Origin of the sequence: Streptomyces sp. NPDC051109 (assembly GCF_044455885.1) — a bacterium.
GTDB lineage: Bacteria > Actinomycetota > Actinomycetes > Streptomycetales > Streptomycetaceae > Streptomyces.
The window spans coordinates 40,075-57,933 of record NZ_JBITFF010000020.1; the positions used below are offsets into that span (position 1 = coordinate 40,075).

General features: G+C 71.5%; 17 protein-coding genes. All 17 read left to right on the top strand.

All coding sequences use genetic code 11. The annotated features are described in order from the left end of the window. The first annotated feature begins 31 nt into the window (after positions 1 to 31). The 17 genes from ACIBAD_RS29300 (at position 32) to ACIBAD_RS29380 (ending at position 17,693) form a co-directional block, all read left to right on the top strand. On the top strand, positions 32 to 343 hold the full coding sequence (locus tag ACIBAD_RS29300; protein WP_134074624.1) for an STAS domain-containing protein: 312 nt from the start codon (positions 32 to 34) through the stop codon (positions 341 to 343). A 5-nt stretch (positions 344 to 348) separates the two neighbouring features. Beyond that, on the top strand, positions 349 to 813 hold the full coding sequence (locus ACIBAD_RS29305; RefSeq protein ID WP_398909555.1) for an ATP-binding protein: 465 nt from the start codon (positions 349 to 351) through the stop codon (positions 811 to 813). Beyond that, positions 795 to 2,063 (top strand): PP2C family protein-serine/threonine phosphatase, encoded by a 1,269-nt coding sequence (locus ACIBAD_RS29310; protein WP_134074623.1) that lies wholly within the window; start codon positions 795 to 797, stop codon positions 2,061 to 2,063. The genes ACIBAD_RS29305 and ACIBAD_RS29310 overlap by 19 nt, the downstream gene beginning before the upstream one ends. After that, on the top strand, positions 2,063 to 2,806 hold the full coding sequence (locus ACIBAD_RS29315; protein ID WP_398909557.1) for a MinD/ParA family protein: 744 nt from the start codon (positions 2,063 to 2,065) through the stop codon (positions 2,804 to 2,806). Before ACIBAD_RS29310 ends, ACIBAD_RS29315 begins: the two co-directional genes overlap by 1 nt. A gap of 70 nt (positions 2,807 to 2,876) precedes the next feature. Further along, the gene (locus ACIBAD_RS29320) at positions 2,877 to 3,617 is read left to right on the top strand and encodes a type 1 glutamine amidotransferase domain-containing protein (protein ID WP_398909559.1); all 741 of its coding nucleotides are present in this window, start codon (positions 2,877 to 2,879) and stop codon (positions 3,615 to 3,617) included. A gap of 32 nt (positions 3,618 to 3,649) precedes the next feature. Further along, positions 3,650 to 5,134, top strand: a complete 1,485-nt coding sequence (locus tag ACIBAD_RS29325) for an aldehyde dehydrogenase family protein (RefSeq protein WP_134074620.1) — start codon at positions 3,650 to 3,652, stop codon at positions 5,132 to 5,134. Between the two features lie 48 nt (positions 5,135 to 5,182). Then, positions 5,183 to 5,797, top strand: a complete 615-nt coding sequence (locus ACIBAD_RS29330) for an NADPH-dependent F420 reductase (RefSeq protein WP_398909562.1) — start codon at positions 5,183 to 5,185, stop codon at positions 5,795 to 5,797. Positions 5,798 to 5,799: 2 nt separating this feature from the next. Beyond that, positions 5,800 to 6,375 (top strand): (2Fe-2S)-binding protein, encoded by a 576-nt coding sequence (locus ACIBAD_RS29335; protein ID WP_398909564.1) that lies wholly within the window; start codon positions 5,800 to 5,802, stop codon positions 6,373 to 6,375. 5 nt (positions 6,376 to 6,380) lie between these two features. Beyond that, on the top strand, positions 6,381 to 8,786 hold the full coding sequence (locus tag ACIBAD_RS29340; RefSeq protein WP_398909566.1) for a xanthine dehydrogenase family protein molybdopterin-binding subunit: 2,406 nt from the start codon (positions 6,381 to 6,383) through the stop codon (positions 8,784 to 8,786). Beyond that, the gene (locus tag ACIBAD_RS29345; protein WP_398909568.1) at positions 8,783 to 9,607 is read left to right on the top strand and encodes an FAD binding domain-containing protein; all 825 of its coding nucleotides are present in this window, start codon (positions 8,783 to 8,785) and stop codon (positions 9,605 to 9,607) included. The genes ACIBAD_RS29340 and ACIBAD_RS29345 overlap by 4 nt, the downstream gene beginning before the upstream one ends. Positions 9,608 to 9,632: 25 nt before the next feature. Next, on the top strand, positions 9,633 to 10,895 hold the full coding sequence (locus ACIBAD_RS29350) for an MFS transporter (RefSeq protein WP_398909570.1): 1,263 nt from the start codon (positions 9,633 to 9,635) through the stop codon (positions 10,893 to 10,895). Then, a complete protein-coding gene (locus tag ACIBAD_RS29355) occupies positions 10,892 to 12,406 on the top strand; it encodes an ATP-binding protein (protein WP_398909572.1) in 1,515 nt (504 codons plus the stop codon). The genes ACIBAD_RS29350 and ACIBAD_RS29355 overlap by 4 nt, the downstream gene beginning before the upstream one ends. Beyond that, the gene (locus ACIBAD_RS29360; protein ID WP_030157542.1) at positions 12,407 to 12,763 is read left to right on the top strand and encodes a nuclear transport factor 2 family protein; all 357 of its coding nucleotides are present in this window, start codon (positions 12,407 to 12,409) and stop codon (positions 12,761 to 12,763) included. Between the two features lie 137 nt (positions 12,764 to 12,900). Continuing rightward, positions 12,901 to 13,548, top strand: a complete 648-nt coding sequence (locus tag ACIBAD_RS29365) for a TMEM175 family protein (protein WP_398909574.1) — start codon at positions 12,901 to 12,903, stop codon at positions 13,546 to 13,548. Positions 13,549 to 13,619: 71 nt separating this feature from the next. After that, positions 13,620 to 14,945 carry a transposase gene (locus ACIBAD_RS29370; protein WP_134074615.1) on the top strand — a complete coding sequence of 442 codons (1,326 nt, stop codon included), beginning with the start codon at positions 13,620 to 13,622 and terminating at the stop codon, positions 14,943 to 14,945. After that, positions 14,945 to 16,084 (top strand): XdhC family protein, encoded by a 1,140-nt coding sequence (locus tag ACIBAD_RS29375; RefSeq protein WP_398909576.1) that lies wholly within the window; start codon positions 14,945 to 14,947, stop codon positions 16,082 to 16,084. Before ACIBAD_RS29370 ends, ACIBAD_RS29375 begins: the two co-directional genes overlap by 1 nt. Positions 16,085 to 16,250: 166 nt before the next feature. Beyond that, on the top strand, positions 16,251 to 17,693 hold the full coding sequence (locus ACIBAD_RS29380) for a GuaB1 family IMP dehydrogenase-related protein (protein WP_208329120.1): 1,443 nt from the start codon (positions 16,251 to 16,253) through the stop codon (positions 17,691 to 17,693). Positions 17,694 to 17,859 lie beyond the last annotated feature (166 nt).

The following is a 17,859-nucleotide window of genomic DNA, read 5'->3' on the forward strand; positions in this document are numbered from 1 at the left end:
GCTCCAACCGTACGGCCGAAGGAGACCTCACATGCCGCTTTCCGTGTCCCTGAGCATCGAGGGCGACACCACCGTGATCGAGCTGACGGGCGAGCTGGACGCCAAGACCGCGCCGGACTTCCACCAGACCATCGAGAAGGCCGCCGGGCACGGCACCGGCACGGTCGAGATCAGGATGGCCGGCGTCGGCTACATGGCCAGTGCCGGACTGCGGTCCCTGGTCTTCGCCCAGCAGAAGGTCGCGAACCACGTGACCATCAAGGTGGTCGGCGCGATCGAGCCCGTGTCCCGGACCATCCGGACGGCCGGGCTGGACCGCAGCATCGTGCTCTCCGATGAGTGAATCGCATGAGTGACATGGTCGAACTGGCGAGGACGCCCGCCGAACTGGAGGTGCCCGCCACGCTGGGGGCACTGGGCGACATCGCCTCGTTCGTCCTGCGGCTGGCCGGCCGGGCGGGCCTGGGCAAGGGGCCCGCGTACCGGATCCGGCTGGCCGTGGACGAGCTGGCCACGAACATCGTGATGCACGGGTACCGGGGCGGCGACGGACGGATCACCGTCCGCGGCCGCTCCGGTCCCGGCCGGGTGCAGATCTCCCTAGCGGACTCCGCGCCGGCGTTCGACCCCGTCGAGGGCCGCCTGCCCCCCGCCCCCGGGATTCCCCCCGAGCGGCGCAGGATCGGCGGTCTCGGCATCCACCTGGCGCTGACCAGCGTGGACGAATTCAGCTACGTACGCAGGGACGGCCGCAACATCAGCACGCTGACTGTGAACGCTGAGGGGACGGACCCATGCCCTCCACGACCGTGATCATCCTCGACGAGTACCCGCCGCCTCCGCTCGAACTGCTCGACGCGCTGCGCTCGATGGACGCGCAGCTCGTCGCCCGCACGCTGGCGGAATTGCGGGGCGGCCCGCTCGACGAGCTGCCCGTCGCCGACGTCCTGCTCGCCCCGGCCGAGGCCGACGGCGAGTCGGTGCGCCTCGCGGTACGGCGGCTGCGCCGCTGGGCCGGGGCCCCCATCGTGGTCGTCTGGACGGTGACGCAGTTCGCCGCCCTGGAGGAGCACGTCCGGCTCGGCCACGACTACCTCGTACCGCCCTTCCTGCCCGCCCTCGTAGGGGCCCGGCTGCACAGCTGCTCGGAGCGCGCCGGACTCGGCCGCACCCTGCGCGAAGCCGATGCTCGTGCCGAACTCATGGGCTACGAGAAGGAGTTGGAGATCGGCCGGGAGATCCAGGCCGGCTTCCTGCCCGAATCGCTGCCGGTCCCCGAAGGCTGGGAGATCGACGTCCGCTTCCGGCCCGCCCGGCAGGTCGCCGGGGACTTCTACGACGTCTTCGAGATCTCCCGCGGCCGCCGCCTCGCCTTCGTCGTCGCCGACGTCTGCGACAAGGGGGTCGGCGCCGCGCTGTTCATGGCGCTGATCCGCTCGCTGCTGCGGCACACCGCGGAGAACAGCGGACTCCAGCACCTGGTGGCCGCCGGGCGCGCGGGCGGCAGCCGGCGGATCCCGGTGGTCGGCGCGACACCGCTGCTCAACGCGGTCACCGCCACCAACGGCTACCTCACCCGCAACCACCTGAGACAGGGTTACTTCGCCACCCTGTTCTTCGGTGTGCTCGACCCCGTGACCGGCAGCCTCGTGTACATCAACGGGGGCCACAACGCGCCGCTGCTGCTGCGCGCCGACGGCGGTGAGCCGCTCGCCCTGGAGGTGACCGGACCCGCCGTCGGGGTACTGCCGGACTGCGTGTACACGCTCGGCTACGCCCAGCTGAACCCGGGCGACACCTTGTTCGTGTTCACCGACGGAGTGCCGGAGGCCCGCTGCCCCAACGGCAGCTTCCTCGGTGACGAGCGGATGCTGGAGCTGCTCGCCGGCCCCCCGGTGAGCGGCAGGGAGGTGGTCGACCTCATGGACACCGCGGTACGGGAGCACACCGGAACCGCCGAACAGCACGACGACGTCACCATGCTGGCCCTGCACCGGCCACGTGCGGCGCGGGGGCCGCACGCGGACCGGACCAGGGCCGCCGGCCGTGCGGCGGTGGCCTGATGGCCCGGACGATCGTGGTGCACTCGCACCGCGGGGGCACCGGAAAGTCCTCGGTACTGGCGAACCTCGCCCTGCTCATCGCGGGCGCGGGGCGCCGGGTGGGGGTGGTCGACACGGACATCCAGTCGCCCACCCTGGACCTGCTCTTCCGGCTCGGCCCGGGTCCCTCCCTGGCCGACTACCTGCTCGGGCGCTGCGAGATCGAGTCCACGGCCCAGCAGGTCGGCGTGCCCGGGCTGTACGTGGTACCCGCACGGACCGGGACGGCGGCCCTGCGTGAGCTCATGACCAGCGGATACGACGTGGGGCTGCTGCCGGAGGGCTTCGACCGGCTGATCGAGTGCCACGCGCTCGACGTGCTGCTGCTCGACACCCACGCCGGACTGAACAACGAGTCGGTGACCGCCATGGCGAGCGCCGACGTACTCATGATCATGGCCCGGGCCGACCGGATCGACCTCTCCGGGGTCGAGGAGACCATCGCCCTCGCCGGGCGGCTGGCCTGCCGGCGGGCTCTGGTCATGAGCATGGCCCCCGAGGGCATCGACGGGGAGCGGATCCGCCGGCGTGCCGAGGAAGTGTACGGCGCCCCCCTGGCCGGAATCCTTCCCTATGTGCCGGAAATGGCCGCCCTGTACGGCGAACGCATATTCGCCGAAGCCCATCCCGACCACCCCCTGGTCGGTGAATTCCGCTCCATCATCTCCGCGTTGGACGCACCTCACGAAGTATCGCGCGCCTGACGCTCCCCCCTTACGCCCCCTGCGGGGGGCGTGTTGAATCGGCAGCGATTCCAGAACAAGGAGAACAGTCATGAAGATTCTCGTCGTCATGACGGCCAAGGCAACGCTCCACCTGCTGGACGGGGAACAACACCCCTCGGGTTTCTGGGCCGAGGAATTCGTCGTTCCCTATACCCTCTTCACAGCCGCAGGCCACACCGTGGACGTGGCGACGATCGGGGGCCAGGCCCCCACGGTCGACCAGACCAGCATCGACCCCCAGTTCCTCCGATGGGTCCGCCCCGAGGGCTCGCCGGACGAGGACGCGGCGAACGCCGCCGAGTACGTGAGAGTCGTCGAGAGCACCCCCCAGCTCAAGAACCCCCTCGCCCTGGAGTCCCTCGGGGAGAAGGACATAGCCGAGTACGACGGGATCTACGTCAGCGGCGGCCACGGCGCGATCGGAGACCTGCCCCACTCCGACGAGCTCGCCCAGATCCTGCGCTGGGCCCTCGCCCAGGACAAGCCGCTCGCCACCGTCTGCCACGGCCACACCTCGCTGCTCGCACTGCGCGACGGCGAAGGCCGCTGGCCGTTCGAGGGCTACCGGATGACGGCCTTCTCGCACAGCGAGGAGATGGTCACCAACATGGCCGGCCGCCTCCCGCTGATCCTCGAAGCCGAGCTCACCCGGCTCGGCGCGCGCTACGAGAAGGCCGAGAAGATCTGGGACTCGCACGTGGTCGTGGACCGCAGGCTCACCACCGGCCAGAACCCGTACTCCTCCAAGGCCCTTGCCGAGACGTTCCTACAGCAGCTCGCCAAGGGATAGAACGCCCCCGCATCCGACACCGGAAGGCAGCCATGACCAAGCGCGCGCTCAGCGACCAGCCCTTGGCCAACCCCGGGAAGCTGTTCATCGGCGGCACATGGGTCTCGGCCCAGGACGGCCGTACCGAGCCGGACATCAGCCCCGTGGACGGACAGGAGATCGTACCGGTGGCCCAGGCCGCCGCCGCCGACGCGGACGCGGCCGTGGCCGCCGCCCGCCAGGCGTACGAGGAAGGTCCCTGGAGCAGACTTTCCGCACAGGAACGCGCGCTGCGGCTGAACCGGGTCGGCGAGCTCATCGAGCGCGACCTGGAGGAGATCGCCCTGCTGGAGACGGTGGACATGGGCAAGCCGTTCGCCTTCTCCAGCACGGTCGACGCCCCCATGGCCGCCCAGCTCATGCACTACTACGCCGGCGCCGTGACCCGGGTCGACGGCTCCTCGCGGGCCCCGGCCGGCGGGCAGCTCGCGTACACCCTGCGCGAGCCGCTGGGCGTGGTCTGCGCCATCACCCCGTTCAACTTCCCCCTGCTGCTGTCGATGACGAAGATCGCACCGGCGCTGGCGGCGGGCAACACGGTCGTCCACAAGCCCTCCCCGGCCACCCCGCTCACCGCGCTGAAGATCGCCGAGCTCTTCCAGGAGGCGGAGATCCCGGACGGCGTGCTGAACGTGATCACCGGTCCGGGCGTGGAGCTCGGTGAGACCCTCACCGGCCACCCCGACATCGACAAGATCGCCTTCACCGGCTCCACCGCGGTCGGCCAGACGATCATCCGCAAGTCGGCCGGCACCCTGAAGAAGGTGACGATGGAGCTCGGCGGCAAGTCCGCCAACATCGTCTTCGCCGACGCCGACCTGGACGCCGCCGAGGAGCTCGCCTTCTTCGGCATCTACTACAACAAGGGCGAGATCTGCACCGCCGGCTCGCGCCTGCTGCTCCAGCGCCCCATCCACGACGAACTGGTCGAACGCCTGGTGAGCCGGGCCGCGGCCCTCAAGCCCGGTGACCCGCGCGACCCGGAGACCCTGTTCGGGCCCCTCGCCCACCGGGGCCAGTTCGAGAAGGTCAGCTCCTACATCGAGATCGGCGAGAAGGAAGGCGCGGTCCTGCGGACCGGCGGTACCGGCTGGACCCCGGAGGGGGCCTCCAGCCAGGGCCTGTACTTCCTGCCGACGATCTTCACCGGCGTCGACAACAGCATGCGGATCGCGCAGGAGGAGATCTTCGGCCCGGTCCTGTCGATCATCCCCTTCGACACCGAGGAAGACGCGATCCGGATCGCCAACGACAGTGCGTACGGGCTCGCCGCGGGCGTCCACACCAAGGACCTGCGGCGCGCCCACCGGGTGGCCTCCCAGATCAAGGCCGGCACGGTCTGGGTGAATTGCTACAACCAGTACGACCCCTCCGTGCCGTACGGCGGCTACAAGGCCTCCGGATACGGGCGCGAGTGCGGACCGGAATCCCTGGAGAGCTACACGCAGACCAAGTCGGTCTGGATCGGCATGGACTGAGTTCCCGACCGGCTGACCGACCGAGCGACCGACGGAGTAGGAGCGGCAATGCGCACAGGCATCATCGGCACCGGGCGGATCGGTTCGACCCTCGCACGGATCCTGGTGGCGGCCGGGCACGAGGTCTTACTGGCCAACGCCCGCGGCCCCCGGTCCATGGGCCCCTTACTGGCCGAACTGGGCCCGGCGGCCTCGGCGGCGCACCCCGCCGAGGTCTCGGACCAGGCCGAACTGCTGGTGCTGATGGTGCCGTACGCGAGCGTCCGCGGGCTGCTCCCCTCCGCGGCCGTGCAGGACAAGGTGCTGGTGGACGCCACGAACGCGTTCGCCGGCGGCGGCGAGCCCGCCGACCTGGGCGGGCGCGCCTCCAGCGAACTGGTCGCCGAGTGGTATCCGGGCGCCCGGGTCGTGAAATCCCTGAACACGATGCATTTCGAGACTCTCGCCGTCGCCGGCGCAGCGGGGGGCGAACGCCTGGCCCATTTCACGGCGGGCGACGACGAGAAGGCGAAGGAAATCGTCGCGGGAATCATCGCGGATTTGGGATTCGCGCCCGTCGACACCGGCTCGCTGCACTCCGGAGGAATTCTCCAGCAGCCCGGCGGGCCCCTTTTCAACCGGCCGCTCACGGAAGCGCAGGCGCTGGCATGGATCTCTCACTGAACGTGAACGGAAGACCCGAGCAGTTCGCGGCCGAGCCGAACGAACTGCTCGTGGAACGGCTCCGCGACGGCCTCGGGCTGACCGGAACCAAGGTCGGCTGCGACACCGGCCAGTGCGGCACCTGCGTCGTCCAGCTCGACGGACGCTCGGTCAAGAGCTGTCTGATCCTCACCGCGTCCGCCGCCGGCTCCCGGGTGACCACCATCGAAGGCGTCACCACGCGCGGCGGCGAACTCAACGGCCTCCAGGAAGCCCTGCGCCAGGAGCACGGGACCCAGTGCGGGTTCTGCACCCCCGGCATGGTGATGGCCCTCGGCGAGCTCGTCGAGACTGCGCTCACCAACAACGCCGCGGACCGCGAGGCGCCCACCGAGCCCGAGATCCGCGAGTGGCTCACCGGCAACCTGTGCCGCTGCACCGGCTACCACAGCGTCGTACGGGGCGTGCAGCGCGCCTGCTCCGCCGCCCGGACCGAGATACCCGAGGAGATCAGCGGGAGCGCCGCCGTCTCCGCGCCCGCCGGGCCCGAGCCCCAGCCGGCGTCCGTGTCCGCCTCCGCGCCCGGCAAGGAGGTGTGAGGGAGATGACCGCAGTGACGGGGGAGACTCCCCTCCAGGGAACGGGCCTGCTCGGCCAGCCGCTGGACAGCCGCGAGGATCCGCAGCTGCTGCGCGGCGAGGCGAAGTACGTGGCCGACATCGACCTGCCCGGCACCGCCCACATGGCGATCCTCGGCAGCCCGGTGGCCCACGCGAAGATCCTCTCCATCGAGACCAAGGCCGCGGAGCAGATGCCCGGCGTGCTGAAGGTGGCCACCGCGGCCGACTTCACCGACGTCATGCCGCTGCCCTGCATCTGGATCCCCGGCGGGGTCGAGAGCCACTTCCCGCCCCACCCCTACGGACTTCCCGGCGCCCGCCCGGTCCTGACCGGCGACACCGTCCGGCACGTCGGCGACCCGATCGCCGTGGTCGTCGCCGAGACCCCGCGCCAGGCCGCCGCCGCGCTGGCCGCCATCGCCGTCGAGTACGAACCGCTGCCCGTGGTCACCCGGGCCGACGCGGCACTCGCCGAAGGCGCGCCCCAGCTGCACGAGGCCGTACCGGGCAACCTGAACGCGTACTGGACCTGCGGCGACAAGGACCGCGCCGAGGCGGCCCTGGCCGAGGCCGAGGTCAAGGTCGAACTGGACCTGGTCAACCAGCGCACCATCAACAGCCCCATCGAACCGCGCGGCGCGGTCGGCGACTACAACGCCGCCACCGACGAGTACACGCTGTACGCCTCCACCCAGGGCCCGCACAACCACCGCTTCCTGCTCTCCGCGCTGGTCCTCGGCATCCCGTTCAACAAGCTCCGGGTGATCGCCCCGACCGTCGGCGGCAGTTTCGGCACCAAGGGGTACCTGTACCCCGACATGGCGCTGGTCCTGCTGCTCTCCAAGGCGCTGGGCCGGCCCGTCAAATGGGTGGACACCCGCACCGGGCTGATGAACTCCACCGTCCAGGGACGCGACCACCGCCAGCACGTGGTGCTCGCCGGCACCCGCGACGGCCGGATGACCGGCCTGTGGGCCACCAGCTACGCCAACCTCGGCGCGTACCCCTCCACCATCGGCCCCGGCGTCGCCACCGCCCTGATGGGCCGCTCCATCAGCGGCATGTACGACATCCCGGCCGCCTTCTGCGAGGTGTACGCAGCGTTCACCAACACGGTCCCGCTCGGCGCCCAGCGCGGCAGCGGGCGCGCCGAGGCGGCCTTCCTGATGGAGCGGCTCGTCGACCGGTTCGCCTCGGAGATCGGCATGGACCCGGCGGCCGTCCGGCGCAAGAACCTGGTACCGAACGAGAAGTTCCCGTACGACAACGGCCTCGGCTGGACGTACGACTCCGGGGACTACCAGGTGAACTTCGACAAGGCGATGGAGCTCTCCGGCTACGCCGACATGCCCGCCCGCAAGGCCGAGGCCCGCACCCGCGGCAAGCGGCTCGGCGCGGGCATCGCCACCTACGTGGCCATCTGCGGGGTCGGCCCCTCCACCCGGATGTCCAAGGAGGGCATGCTCGGCGGAACCTGGGAGAGCGCGAACATCCGCGTCCACCCGACCGGCGAGGTCACCGTCACCGTCGGCTCCGCCTCCACCGGCCAGAGCCACCACACGGTCTTCGCGCAGGTCGCCGCCGACGAACTCGGCATCGACCCGGCCCTGGTCCAGGTGTACGAGGGGGACACGCTCAAGGCCCCGTACGGGCAGGGCACGTACGGCTCGCGCTCCTACAGCATGGCCGCGCCCGCCGTCGCCCTCACCGCGCGGAAGATCAAGGCGAAGCTGGTCAAGGCCGGGGCCGTCTTCCTCGGTGTCCCCGAGGACAAGGTCGTCTACGCGGGCGGCAGGGTCTACGAGGACGGCAACGAGGAGAACACCAAGACCTTCGCCGAGCTGGCGATGGCCATGTGGTACGGCTGGGGGCTGCCGCACGAGATCGAGCCGGCCCTCGACGAGACCACCCACTTCGATCCGCCCGACTTCAACTACCCCTTCGGCACGCACGTGGCGGTCGTCGAGGTCGACGAACTCACCGGCGAGACCGAGGTGGTGGCCTACACCGCCGTGGACGACGCGGGGAACATCGGCAACCCGAAGATCGTCCTCGGCCAGATCGAGGGCAGCATCACGCACGGCCTGGGCCAGGCGCTGATGGAGGCCGCCGTATACGACGAACAGGGCCTGCTGCTCAGCTCGGACCTGACCACGTACGCCCTGCCCCGCGCAGCGGACGTGCCGTTCTTCACCCTCGGCAAGACCACCACGCCCAGCCCGCACAACCCGCTGGGCGCCAAGGGGGCCGGCGAGATCGCCACCGTGCCGCCCGCCGCGGCCGTCGTCAACGCGGTCGTCGACGCCCTGTCCGACCTGGGCGTACAGCACATCGACATGCCGCTCACCCCCGAGAAGGTCTGGCGCCGCCTGAGAGGGGAAGCCCAGTGATCCTCACCGAGTTCGACTACGTCCGGCCCGTCGGCCTCGAAGAGGCCCTGGCCTTCCTCTCCGGCAACCGGGGCGCCCGGGTGCTGGCCGGCGGCCAGAGCCTGCTGCCCGGGCTGCGCACCGGGGAGGACACCGCCCGGCTGCTCGTCGACGTACGCCACCTCGAAGAGCTCCGCGGCATCGAGCGGACCGCCGGCCTGATCCGCATCGGCGCGCTGACCACGCTCGCCGAGCTCGCGGGCCACGCGGCCGTCCTGGCCGAGGCCCCGGAACTGGCGGCCGCCGCCCGGGCCAACGGGGACCCCCAGGTCCGCAACCTCGGCACGGCCGGGGGGAACCTCGCGGCCGCGGGGCGCGCCACCGACCTGCCGGTCGCGGCCATCGCCGCGGACGCCGCGGTCGAACTGGCCGGCCCCGGCGGGCGGTGGACCGTGCCCGCCGAGGAGTTCGCCGTCTCCGGGGCGCCGGCCGGGGCGGTGGTCACCGCACTGCTGGTGCCCGCAGCCGGGCGGGCAGCCGCCTTCGAGAAGACCGCCGACCGGGCCACCCGCTACCCGGTGTGCGCCACCGCCGTACGGATCACTGCCGACGGGCCGCGCATCGCGGTCACCGGGGCCACCGCCCGTCCGCTGCGGCTGCGCGGGGTCGAAGAACGGCTGCGCGGGGGCCCGTACACGACGGAGGCCGTGCTCGCGGCCTTCCGCGCCGAGCCCAGGGAGCTGTTCGTCCCCGGGCGCGGCACCTCGGCCGAGTACCTCGGCCACCTCGCGGGGGTGCTCGCCGCCCGCGCGCTGCAGAGGGCAGACCAGGCCCTCGCCTGACCGCCCACCACGGGGAGTTGACGCAGTGGCCGAATTGTCCAGGACGACCACGGGGGTTCCGGCCGGTCCGGCCGCCCAGGCGGCCGCGGCCCCCAGAGGCTCCGGCTTCTGGGTGGTCGGGGCGGTGCTCGTCCTGCTGATGCTCTCCTCGTCCGTACCCTCCGCCCTCTACGTGCTCTACCAGCAGAGATGGGGCCTGTCCTCCGGCACGATCACGGTGGTCTTCGCCCTGTACGCCGTCACCGTGCTGATCGGGCTCCTGCTGTTCGGGTCCCTCTCGGACACCCTGGGCCGGCGCCCCGTGCTGGGCGCCGGCCTGGTCCTGGCGATCGTCTCCATGGGGCTGTTCGCCGGGGCGCAGGGGCTCGGGCTGCTGCTCGCCGCCCGCGCGGTGCAGGGCCTCGCGGTGGGCCTGGCCACCGGGGCGATGGGCGCCGCCCTGCTCGAACTCGCCCCGCGTTCACGGCCGGCGCTCGGCGCCCAGGTCAACAGCGCGGGGCCGACGGTGGGGATCGGGCTCGGCGGGATCGGGGCCGGGCTGCTCGTCCAGTACGCGCCCGCCCCGACCGTGCTCAGCTACCTGTTGCTGGTCGCCGCCTTCGCGGTCACCCTGGTGGGGGTGTTCAGGATGCGTGAGAGCGCTCCCGAGGCCCGCTCCGGCGGCCGGATGCGGATCAGCGCACGCCGGATCCACGTCCCGGCCGCCGTGCGGGGCCGGTTCGCGGTCCTCGTCCTGACCATCGTCGCCGTCTGGTCCGTCGGCGGCTTCTACCTCTCGCTCGGGCCGCACCTGGCCCTCTCGCTCCTCGGCAGCTCCAACTACCTGGTCGGCGGGGCCACCGTGGCCCTGCTCGCGGGCGCCGCCACCGCGGCCCAGCTGCTGCTGGGCCGCGTCGAGGCCCTGCGCACCGCCGTCCTGGGCCTGTGCGGGCTGCTGGCCGGGCTGGGCCTGGTCCTGCTGGCGCTGGGCCTCCGCTCGGCCCCCGTGTTCCTCGTGGGCACCGCCGTCCTCGGCGGCGGCTGGGGCGCGGCGTTCCTCGGCTCCTTCCGGGCGCTGAGCGCACTCGCCGATCCGGCGCACCGCGGTGAACTGACCGCCGCCGTCTACGTCTTCGCGTACCTCGCCATGAGCGTGCCGGCGGTGCTCGCCGGAATGCTCACCAACATCCACGGCCTGCACCGCACCTCGGTCGGCTTCATGGCCGCCGTCGCCGGGGTGTGCGCGCTGGCCCTGTTCACCACACTGCGGCTGGCCGCCCGCACCCGGGCCGAAGGGAGCACGACATGAAGGCTGCCGACATGAGCACCGCGGAGCTGCGGTCGGCCCTGCTCGGGCTGGAGGTCTTCGCCGGACTCACCGAGGACCAGCTGGACTGGCTGGTCTCCGTATCCGAGCCCCGGGTCCTCGGCGACGGGGAGGTCCTGTTCCGGGACGGCGAGGAGGCCACCGGCTTCCACGTCCTGCTCGCGGGCGGACTGGTGGTCACCAAGGTCGTCGACGGCCGGGAGGAGGTGCTGACCCGGCACTCCACCGAGGAGGAGAGCGCCGCCGCCGAGGAGCACGACGGAAAGCCCTCCGCCGCGCACCGCTTCACCGGCGAGCTGCCGCTGCTGACGGACGGCGCGTACGTGGCCACCGCGGCCGCGAGCGGCCCGGCGACCACCGTCGTCGCGTACCCGAAGCCGGTGTTCTTCGAGATGCTGACCCGCTGCCACGGGGTGGCGGCGGTGCTGATCCCGGTCCTGGCCTGGCGGATCAAGTCCTCGGAGGTGCAGGCCCGCAAGCGGGCCACCGTCGAGGCGCTCGGCACCCTGGCCGCCGGCCTCGCGCACGAGCTGAACAACCCGGCGGCCGCCGTGGCCCGGGCCGCGCAGGAGCTGGCACCGGCCCTGGAGGGCCTCACGCGGACCGCGCAGGCCTGGGGCGCCGCGGCGACGGGCGCGGAGCGCTCCGTGTTCGACCGGCTGGCCGAGGAGCTCGACAAGCTGCCGCCGCCGGTCACCACCGATCCGTTCGCCCAGGCCGACGCCGAGGAGGAGATCGCCGACTGGGCCGAGGAGGCGGGCACCGAACGGCCCGGGCTGCTCGGCTCGGGGATCTCGGACCTCGGGCTGGAACTGGGCTGGCTGCTGGAGCGGCTGGAAGGGGTCGGGGAGCCGGCCCTGCCCGCCGCCCTCGACCACCTCGCGGCCCTGCTGGAGATCCGCTCCCTGGCCGCGGAGCTGCGCGCGGCCGGCCCCAGGATCTCCCAACTCGTCGCCGCCACCCGGGATTACGCCAATCTCGACCGGGCGCCCGAACAGCGCTTCGCGGTGGCCGACGGGATCGAGAACACGCTGGTCGTCCTGCGTGCCAAGCTCGCCGGGATCACCATCGTGCGTGAGTACGAACCGGACCTGCCCGAACTGACGGGCTATCCGAGTGAGTTGAACCAGGTGTGGACCAACCTGATCGACAATTCCGCCGAGGCCATGGAAGGCGCCGGCACCCTCACCCTGCGGGTGCGCGCCGAAGGCGTGTGCCTGGTCGTCGAGATCGCCGACACCGGGCGGGGCATCCCCGGGGAATCCCTGCCGCGGATCTTCGAACCCTTCTACACGACCAAGGACGTGGGGAAGGGCACGGGCCTCGGACTGCACCTCAGCTACCGCATCGTGACCCAGCGCCACCGCGGCTCGATCACCGCCCGCTCGCGTCCCGGCGAGACCCGGATGGTCGTCCGGCTGCCGCTCACCGCGGCCGCCGCCTGCGCCGAAACACCCGAGGAACCCACCTCCGACCGCTCCACCACCAGTTGAATGAACGGAGTCGACATGGCCAAGTACGACATCTCCAAGCTCCACCCGGTGTTCGTCCGCCAGATGGAGGCGCTGGCCGCCCTGGACATCGAGGCGGTCATGAAGAACTACACCGACGACGCGGTGCTGCTGCGCTTCGAGGGGGTCTCCGTCGGCATCGACGCCGTGCGGGAGACGTTCACGGGCTACCTGACGGTGAAGCCGACCCTGGTGGAGCTCCAGGAATACATCGAGACCGAGGACACGATCTTCTACCGCGCGATCATGAACCTGAACGGAGAACCGGAGCACGCGTTCGGGACACTCGTGGTCCGCGATGGCCGGATCTGGCGCCAGACCGCCGGTTTCGGCGGCTGACCAAGGATATCTGGGTAGCGTGTGCGGGGAGGGCGGAGGCAGCGCCCTCCCCGCACGTGCAAGCCCCTCCGGCGACCGGGACCAGGGCTTGGACCGGCTTGGCTTGGCTTGGCTTGTGAAATGGCAAAGGGGAGGTCATGGAACGCGAAACCGGACGTGTCGAGGCATTCAGTGACGGTGTATTCGCCATCGTCATCACGATCCTGGTTCTGGAACTAAAGGTTCCGGAGGAAAGGGGGTCGGACTTCTGGCACGGGGTGTCGGAACAGTGGCCGCACTATGCCGCATACGTGGTGAGTTTCCTCATCATCGGCGTGATGTGGGTGAATCACCACACCATCTTCAGTCACCTGAAGCGGGTGGACCGGCCGCTGTTGTTCCTGAATCTCCTGGTGCTGATGGTGGTATCGGTGATTCCCTACACCACCACCGTCCTCGCCGAGCACCTCGTCGAGGAGGGCGGCTCCGCCAACGCCGCCGCGGTCCTCTACAGTTCGGTCACCGTCGCCTACGCGCTGGCGTTCCTGGCCTTCTGGTGGTACGTCACACGGGTCGGCCACCTCTTCCACGAGCGGGTGGACAAGGACGGCGCCCGGGCCACCCGCGTGCGCTTCGGCCTCGGCGCCGTGGCCTACCCCTTGACCGTTCTCCTGTCCTTCTTCTCCGCTCCCCTCACTCTCGCCACACACTTCCTGATCGCGCTCTACTATGCGGCGAACCAGATCCCCATCCCCCTCGTGGTAGAGGAAGAGCGGCTCGAATCTGCGAGCGACCTCAGGAAGTAGCCGCCGGGGCCTACGGCCGCTCAGTACGGTCAAGTAGGGTATTGGATCTAGTGGTCGCGGGGGAGGCCCAGATGGCTCGCGCAGTCCTGCCGGAGGAATCCACCAAGGAAATCTCCGAATTGATCGACGTCCTGATCTCGCTTTTCTTCGAATCCTTACCCCGGCGGGACCAGCGAAACTGGGCCCGTGTTTATCTCAACGGCCTCGTGCGGACCAGTGGGAAGAAAACAATCCGTAACATTGCCGGAACCGGGGCGAGTTCCGTCGAGCAGAGCCTGCAGCAGTTCATCAGCAAGTCGCCGTGGGACTGGACACCGGTGCGCCGCTCCCTCGCCCAGTACCTCGAACGCACCGCCCAGCGCCCGCTGGCCTGGGTGGTCCAGCCCATGGTCATCGAGAAGGCCGGCGACCGCTCCGTGGGAGTGGGCCGGCAGTTCGTCCCCCAGCTCGGCCGCACCGCCAACTGCCAGCAGGCCAGCGGCATCTGGCTCGCCTCCAGCGAGGCCAGCTTCCCCGTCGAGTGGACCCTCACCCTCCCGGGGCCCTGGACGAACGAGCTGATGCGCCGCCGGCGGGCCGGCATCCCCGACACCGCCCGCTCGCTCACCCCCGCCCAGGACGCCGTACACGCCGTCCAGCGGATGGCCGCCACCTGGCAACTCCAGCGCCGGCCCGTGGTGATGGAGGTCGCCAACACCGACATCCCGCAGAGCATCGAGTCCTTCGCCCTGCAGGACATACCCTTCGTCTTCAAGGTCGACGGCTCGCTGCCCGTCTCCTTCGGCGGCGCCGGCCGGCACAAGCCCGGACCGCACACCGCACCCGCCCGCGAACTCATCGACTCCCTGCGCTCCCAGCGGCGCGTCGTCGAATGGACCCGGCACGGCCGCGCCGAAGGAGCAGTGACCCTGCTGACCTCGGCCGCCATCCTCGCGACCCCCGGCGAGGACCGCCCCGTGCCGATGCCGCCGACCCCGCTGCTGCTCGTCGGCGCCTGGACCGAAGCCGCCCTGCTGCCCTCCGAGTTCTGGATCACCAACATCGGGGACCGGCCGCTGGCCCAGCTCTTCCTGCTCGCCAAACTCACCGACCGGGTATCCCTCGATTTCACCGAGACCTGCGAACCCGTAGGCATCCGTGATTTCGAGGGCCGCTCCTTCCGTGGCTGGCACCACCACGCCACGCTCGCGAGCGTCGCCCACGCGTCGAAGCTGCTCAGCGCCCGCGGCCGGGTACCCGACGCGTTCCCCCCGCCCGGCCGGCCCGCGATCGGCGGGGCGCCGGGGGGCCGGCCACGCACCGGAGCGCCCGGTCCCGTGCCGCGGACCGGCCCGCCGGTGCTGCCGCCGCGGCCGCTGATCCCGGGCCAGAGCGCGAGACGCGAGTACATCCGCTGATGCTCGACATCGCCGAAGAGCTACGCGCGTGGTGTTCCGCGCACCGGGAATTCGCCCTGGCCACCGTGGTCGCCGTCACCGGGAGCGCGCCGCGCGGCCCGGGCGCCTCGCTCGCCGTCGACGCCGGCGGCACCGCCCTCGGCTCCATCTCGGGCGGCTGCGTGGAGTCCGCCGTGCACGAGCTGTGCCTCGACGCCATCGCCTCCGGCGAAGGCGGCGTGCACCGCTTCGGATACAGCGACGACGACGCCTTCGCCGTCGGCCTGACCTGCGGGGGAGTCCTGGACGTGCTCGTCACCCCGGTGCGCGGGCACGATCCGGTGCGGCCCGTCCTCGGCTCCGTGCTGGAGGCCGCCGCCGGCGGGGCCCGCGCCGCGCTGGCCCGGGTGGTCTCCGGCCCGCCGCCGCAGCTCGGCCGGGCGCTCGCCGTCCACCCCGACGGATCGTACGAGGGCTGCCTGGGCGGGGGCGCGGCCCTGGACCGAGCCGCCGCCGTGCACGTACGGGACCTGCTGCTGGCCGGGCGCACCGGGACGGCCGAGCTCGGGACCGCCGGGGGGCTGTGCGGGCAGCCGCTGACCCTGCTGGTCGAATCGGCGGCCGAACGGCCGCGGCTGATCGTCTACGGCGCCATCGACTTCGCCGCCGCGCTCGCCCGGATCGGGGCCTTCCTGGGGCACCGGGTCACCGTCTGCGACGCCCGGCCCGTCTTCGCGACCGCGGCCCGCTTCCCCGACGCCGACGAGGTGGTCGTGGACTGGCCGCACCGGCACCTGGCCGCGGAATGGGAGGCGGGCCGGGTGGACTCCCGTACGGCGGTCTGCGTCCTCACCCACGACGCCAAATTCGACGTACCCCTGCTGGCCCTCGCCCTGCGGCTGCCGCTCGGCTACGTCGGGGCCATGGGATCGCGGCGCACCCACGCCGCACGCGAGCAGCGGCTGCGCGAGGAGGGGGTGCCGCGGGCCGCGCTCGCCCGCTTGCGCTCGCCCATCGGACTGGACCTCGGCGGCGCCACGCCCGAGGAGACGGCCCTGTCGATCGCCGCCGAGTTCACGGCGGCCCGCTACGGAGGATCGATCCTGCCCCTGGCCCACCGGCCCGGTCCGGTCCACCGGGAGAGGACCAAAGTCCCGTAGGGGCGGCCGACGGTCCCGTAGGAACAGACCACAGGGCCCGGTATGTCCTGGACGATCAGCCCGGGCGGCATGAAGCGCGGGTCATGGGAGAATGAAGTACGTGCGTTTCCCCGGCCGCCCGCCGGGGCCGCAGCCGGATCCTTCGATCGACTGGGATGTTCAGCACGTGCGTTTCCTCAATGACCAGAAGCCGCCGTACGACCTGACGTACGACGATGTATTCATGGTGCCGAGCCGCTCTGCGGTCGGTTCCCGCCAGGGCGTGGACCTCTCCTCGCCCGACGGCACCGGCACCACCATTCCGCTCGTCGTGGCGAACATGACCGCCATCGCGGGCCGCCGCATGGCCGAGACGGTCGCCCGCCGCGGCGGCATCGTGGTCATCCCGCAGGACATCCCGATCGAGATCGTCACCGACGTCATCTCCTGGGTGAAGACCCGCCACCACGTGCTCGACACCCCGATCACCCTGGCGCCCACCCAGACCGTCGCCGACGCGCTGTCCCTGCTGCCCAAGCGGGCACACGGGGCCGGTGTCGTCGTCGACGCCGACGGCCGCCCGGTCGGTGTGGTCACCGACCACGACCTGACCGGCGTGGACCGCTTCACCCAGCTCTCCGAGGTCATGTCGAAGGAGCTCCTGCTCATCGACGCCGACATCGACCCCCGCGAGGCCTTCAACAAGCTCGACGCCGGCCACCGCAAGCTGGCCCCGGCCGTCGACAAGGACGGCAAGCTCGTCGGCCTCCTCACCCGCAAGGGCGCGCTGCGCGCGACCCTGTACACCCCTGCCACCGACGCCGACGGCAAGCTGCGCATCGCGGCGGCCGTCGGCATCAACGGCGACTTCGTGCAGAAGGCCAAGCAGCTGCTCGACGCGGGCGTGGACACGCTCGTCATCGACACGGCCCACGGCCACCAGGAGTCGATGATCAACGCGATCAAGGCCGTGCGCGCGCTGGACCCGCAGGTCCCGATCGTGGCGGGCAACATCGTGGCCGCCGAGGGCGTCAAGGACCTCATCGAGGCCGGCGCCGACATCATCAAGGTCGGTGTGGGCCCCGGCGCCATGTGCACCACCCGCATGATGACCGGCGTGGGCCGCCCGCAGTTCTCCGCGGTGCTGGAGTGCGCGGCGGAGGCGAAGAAGTACGGCAAGCACGTGTGGGCCGACGGCGGCGTCCGCCACCCGCGCGACGTGGCGATGGCGCTGGCCGCCGGTGCGTCGAACGTGATGATCGGCTCCTGGTTCGCGGGGACGTACGAGTCCCCGGGCGACCTCCAGCAGGCCGCCGACGGGCGCTTCTACAAGGAGTCGTTCGGCATGGCGTCGGCGCGTGCCGTGCAGAACCGCACGTCCGAGGAGTCGGCGTACGACCGGGCCCGCAAGGGCCTGTTCGAGGAGGGCATCTCGACCTCGCGGATGTTCCTGGACCCGGCCCGCCCGGGCGTCGAGGACCTCATCGACTCGATCATCGCGGGCGTGCGCTCGTCCTGCACCTACGCGGGCGCGGGCTCCCTCGCGGAGTTCGAGGAGAAGGCCGTGGTCGGCGTCCAGTCGGCGGCGGGCTACGCCGAGGGCAAGCCGCTGCACGCCAGCTGGAGCTAGCCGGCACGTCCGACCCGTTTTCCCGGTGGCCCCGGGCCCGTCCCCCGCGGACGGGCCCGGGGCCACCGGCGTTCCGCGGGGGACCGTTCGGCGCGCCGCTCGACCGGTCGGCGCAGGTGGCGGCGGATACGCCATGCGGCGGATAACTCCGGGCGCCGGTTCGGTC